The following is a 3,104-nucleotide window of genomic DNA, read 5'->3' on the forward strand; positions in this document are numbered from 1 at the left end:
CTCGCTTTCGCTACGGCTCCACCCCTTAGGGGCTTAACCTCGCACAACAGGAGCAACTCGTAGGCTCATTATACAAAAGGCACGCCGTCACCCCTCAAAGAGAGGCTCCGACCGCTTGTAAGCACACGGTTTCAGGTACTATTTCACTCGCCTTCTCGGCGTTCTTTTCACCTTTCCCTCACGGTACTGGTTCACTATCGGTCATACAGATGTATTTAGCCTTACCGGATGGTGCCGGCTGGTTCACGCAAGGTTTCACCGGCCTCGCGCTACTCAGGATACCCGCCTCTCCGCTCGCCGTACGCCTACAGGCCTTTCACCTTCTGTGGGACTGCTTTCCAGGCAGTTTCGACTTAAGCTCGCTTCGATTACGCAGGTCCTACTACCCCGACTCCCCGTAGGAAGCCGGTTTGGGCTGCTTCCCGTTCGCTCGCCGCTACTTGGGAAATCACTTGATTGTTTTCTTCTCCTGGGGGTACTTAGATGTTTCAGTTCCCCCCGTATGCCCTCCTCGAAAGGAGTATCCGCCAATTGGCGGATGGGTTGCCCCATTCGGAAATCCACGGATCATTGCTCTTATGCAGCTCCCCGCAGCTTATCGCAGCTTTACACGTCCTTCTTCGCCTCTGTATGCCTAGGCATCCACCGTGTGCCCTTAGTATGCTTCTATTATATGGCTTGCACGGCGTCTCCGCCGCACGGCCTACATAAGTACTTCATGCTATTGGTTTACAATTGTGGTCTGGATGTGGGACGAACCGCATCCAGATACCTTGGCGTAGCACGCACGCCCAATCGGACGCACGCACTACTATCTTCCATTACCTACCTACCGAAGCAGGTAAGCAATATCAGACCTTTTACTATTGCTATTGCTTTCATCATGTCAAAGAACCCACACTCTCGCGTGTGGAACGTGTCTGCTTGCTCGCGCGCCTTCCGGCAACGCCTCAAACTCAAACATTCTGTTAAAGAACAGGTATAAAACATCCGGGATCTGCATCCTCTCATCTCATGTCTTACTACCTCAAAATCTCAAAAAACTCGTGTGGAGCTACGGCCCCGATGTTCGGGGGAACCGCCAACCCTGCAGCGGCCTCAATCAGCCACTCAGTATCGCTTGCTTCACTATGTCAAACTCGTGTGGAGCTACGGGGATTCGAACCCCGGACCCCCTGCTTGCAAAGCAGGTGCTCTAGCCAGCTGAGCTATAGCCCCTTGCACTAAATTGTGGGCTTGGGAGGACTTGAACCTCCGACCTCACGCTTATCAGGCGTGCGCTCTAACCACCTGAGCTACAAGCCCCGCTTAGCGGGGTATCGGCACAGGCGTTGGTCGCCGGCTGCGGCGAGTGTTCACCCGCTATATAATAAGTACAGATCAGATTGTTTGATACGAGCGCTTGCGTAGCGTCGTAGTTCCATATTGCAGGAACGCTCTCCTTGAAAGGAGGTGATCCAGCCGCACCTTCCGGTACGGCTACCTTGTTACGACTTAGCGCCAGTTACCAGGCTTACCCTAGGCACTCCTTGCTGGAGCGACATCAGGTACTCCTGACTTCCATCGCTTGACGGGCGGTGTGTACAAGGCCCGGGAACGTATTCACCGCGTCATTGCTGATACGCGATTACTAGCGATTCCACCTTCATGGAGTCGAGTTGCAGACTCCAATCCGAACTGAGAATGGCTTTGTGGATTTGCTCCCCCTCGCGGGGTGGCTACCCATTGTACCATCCATTGTAGCACGTGTGCAGCCCTGGACGTAAGGGCCATGATGACTTGACGTCGTCCCCACCTTCCTCACTACTTGCGTAGGCAGTCTGGCTAGAGTCCCCACCATTACGTGCTGGTAACTAACCACAGGGGTTGCGCTCGTTGCGGGACTTAACCCAACACCTCACGGCACGAGCTGACGACAGCCATGCAGCACCTTCCATAGTGCCCCGAAGGGACTCTCCTTTTCGGGAGATAACACTGTGGATTTAGCCCAGGTAAGGTTCCTCGCGTTGCATCGAATTAAGCCACATGCTCCACCGCTTGTGCGGGCCCCCGTCAATTCCTTTGAGTTTCATCGTTGCCGACGTACTCCCCAGGTGGTATGCTTACTGCGTTAACTGCGTCACTGGCCCCAAAGGACCAACAACTAGCATACATCGTTTACAGCGTGGACTACCAGGGTATCTAATCCTGTTCGCTCCCCACGCTTTCGTGCCTCAGCGTCAGTTACAGTCCAGCCGGCCGCCTTCGCCACTGATGTTCTTCGTAATATCTATGCATTTCACCGCTACACTACGAATTCCACCGACCTCTTCTGTACTCAAGAAACCCAGTATCTATGGCAATTTTACCGTTAAGCGGCAAGATTTCACCACAGACTTAGGCTCCCGCCTACGCACCCTTTACACCCAATGATTCCGGACAACGCTTGCACCCTCCGTATTACCGCGGCTGCTGGCACGGAGTTAGCCGGTGCTTATTCAAATGGTACCGTCACTACAAGACGAATCTCGTACGTTCTTCCCATTCAAAAGCCGTTTACAACCCATAGGGCCGTCTTCCGGCACGCGGCGTGGCTGCGTCAGGCTTTCGCCCATTGCGCAAGATTCCTCACTGCTGCCTCCCGTAGGAGTCTGGGCCGTGTCTCAGTCCCAGTGTGGGGGATCATCCTCTCAGACCCCCTAACTATCATCGCCTTGGTGAGCCGTTACCTCACCAACTAACTAATAGTACGCAGACCCCTCTATATCCGGCCGAAACCTTTAACAACTGTGGCCATGCGGCCCCGCTGCATTATGCGGTATTAGCACCCCTTTCGAGATGTTATCCCCCAGATATAGGCAGGTTATCTACGCGTTACTCACCCGTCCGCCAGTCTCCAGCAGCTGCAAGCAGCTACCTTCTCCTTCGACTTGCATGTGTTAAGCCCGCCGCCAGCGTTCGTCCTGAGCCAGGATCAAACTCTCCATTGTAAATATCTAATATATACTCTGTGAGCTAACCCTACGCTCTTGGTCATTTTCTATGCAAATTAATGCATCAAAGAATTGAACAAGCTCTCGCTCGCACAAACAATCTGATCTATACTTCATTATGTCTAAGAACAA

Annotated in this window: 2 tRNA genes and 2 rRNA genes (1 of these 4 cut by a window edge); all 4 read right to left on the reverse strand. The window is 53.4% G+C overall.

Annotated features, from left to right (window positions below):
• Positions 1-671 (reverse strand): 23S ribosomal RNA (locus C3B73_RS00355) (it extends 2,232 nt beyond the left edge of the window).
• Between the two features lie 473 nt (positions 672-1,144).
• Positions 1,145-1,218, reverse strand: a tRNA-Ala gene (locus C3B73_RS00360).
• Between the two features lie 13 nt (positions 1,219-1,231).
• Positions 1,232-1,305, reverse strand: a tRNA-Ile gene (locus C3B73_RS00365).
• 140 nt (positions 1,306-1,445) lie between these two features.
• Positions 1,446-2,969 (reverse strand): 16S ribosomal RNA (locus C3B73_RS00370).
• The 16S and 23S rRNA genes sit together here with 2 tRNA genes alongside, the layout of an rRNA operon.
• Between the last annotated feature and the right edge of the window lie 135 nt (positions 2,970-3,104).

The sequence above is a fragment of the Gracilimonas amylolytica genome (genome assembly GCF_002911695.1).
GTDB classification, from domain to species: Bacteria; Bacteroidota; Rhodothermia; order Balneolales; family Balneolaceae; genus Gracilimonas; species Gracilimonas amylolytica.